Origin of the sequence: Pseudomonas agronomica, assembly GCF_025917275.1 — a bacterium.
Taxonomy (GTDB): domain Bacteria; phylum Pseudomonadota; class Gammaproteobacteria; order Pseudomonadales; family Pseudomonadaceae; genus Aquipseudomonas; species Aquipseudomonas agronomica.
Map to the genome: position 1 here is coordinate 1 of NZ_JAOSHO010000787.1, position 1,562 is coordinate 1,562.

Here is a 1,562-nt window from a genome sequence, read left to right on the forward strand (position 1 = left end):
CGCCTGGCGAAGCTCGCCCATGTCGAAGGGCTGGAGCACCTCAAGCAGGCCCAGCGCGACGGCAGGGGCGTGATCCTCATGGCACTGCATTTCACCACGCTGGAAATCGGCGCGGCGCTGCTGGGCCAGCAGCACACCATCGACGGCATGTACCGCGAGCACAATAATCCGCTGTTCGACTATATCCAGCGCCGGGGCCGGGAGCGGCACAATCTCGATTCCCTGGCCGTGGAGCGTGAAGACGTACGCGGCATGCTCAAGTTGCTGCGCGCCGGTCGGGCGATCTGGTATGCGCCGGACCAGGACTACGGTGCCAAGCAAAGCGTGTTCGTGCCATTGTTTGGCATCCAGGCCGCGACAGTCACCGCCACCAGCAAATTCGCCCGCCTGGGCAAGGCGCTGGTCGTGCCGTTCGTCCAGGAGCGCCTGGCCGATGGCAGCGGCTATCGCCTGGTGATCCAGCCGCCGTTGGAGGACTTTCCCGGCGAGACCGATGAAGGCGATTGCATTCGGATCAATCAATGGATCGAGCGCTCGGTGAGTGCCTGTCCCGAGCAATACCTCTGGGCCCATCGGCGTTTCAAGAGCCGTCCGCCGGGTGAGCCGAAGCTGTACGAAAAACGCGGTTGAGTATGTAGTCCAATTGACTGAGCACGGAGCATCGCGATGACCCCAGCTGAACCGGTGACAGGATTGATTCTTTCCGGCGGCGGGGCTCGGGCGGCGTATCAGGTGGGCGTATTGGCGGCCATCGCCGAGCTGTTGCCGGACGGGGCGCGAAACCCGTTTCCGGTGATTGTCGGCACGTCGGCTGGCGCCATCAACGCGGTCAGCCTGGCCAGCGGGGCGACCGATTTCAAGACCGCCATCGAGCGGCTGACGGCGTTCTGGCAGGCGGTGCGCAGCCATCAGGTGATGCGCAGCGATTGGCGCGGCGTGCTTGCCCAGGCGACACGTTTCTTCAGCCACAGCCTGTTGGGCCTGGGGGCCAAACTGCCGGTGGCGCTGATCGACAGTTCGCCATTGCGTGAGTTGCTCCAGGCGCAATTTCACGCGTCGGGTATCGAGCAGGCGATTACCGAGCACCAATTGCGGGCGGTGGCAGTGACTGCGTTCGGCTACGAGTCTGGACAGGCGGTGACGTTCTATCAAGGTCGCGGCACCATTGGCGCCTGGTTGCGGCATCGGCGTATCGGTGTGCCCGCGCAGTTGTCGGTCGAGCACTTGCTCGCCAGCTCGGCGATCCCCTTGTTATTCGCGCCGGTCAAGATCGGCCCTCAATACTTCGGCGACGGTGCGGTGCGCCAATCGGCGCCGATCAGTCCAGCCTTGCACCTGGGGGCCAATCGTGTCCTGGTCATCGGTGTCAGTGGCAACCCCCGCGGCGCGGGTGGGCAAACGCCCCAGGAGCGCAGCTACACCGGCTTGCAACCGACGCTTGCGCAGATTGGCGGCCACATGCTCAACAGTACGTTCATCGACAGCCTGGAAAGCGACATCGAATTGCTGGAGCGTCTCAACCAGTTCAGTCACTTGCTGCCCGACGATGTACCGGCCCACGC

General features: G+C 64.1%; 2 protein-coding genes. Both read left to right on the forward strand.

Annotation, left to right across the window (positions count from 1 at the left end):
* On the forward strand, positions 1 to 630 hold a 630-nt coding region (locus tag OC610_RS27135; RefSeq protein ID WP_264432448.1), incomplete at its 5' end, for an LpxL/LpxP family acyltransferase.
* A 36-nt stretch (positions 631 to 666) separates the two neighbouring features.
* On the forward strand, positions 667 to 1,562 hold an 896-nt coding region (locus tag OC610_RS27140), incomplete at its 3' end, for a patatin-like phospholipase family protein (protein ID WP_264432451.1).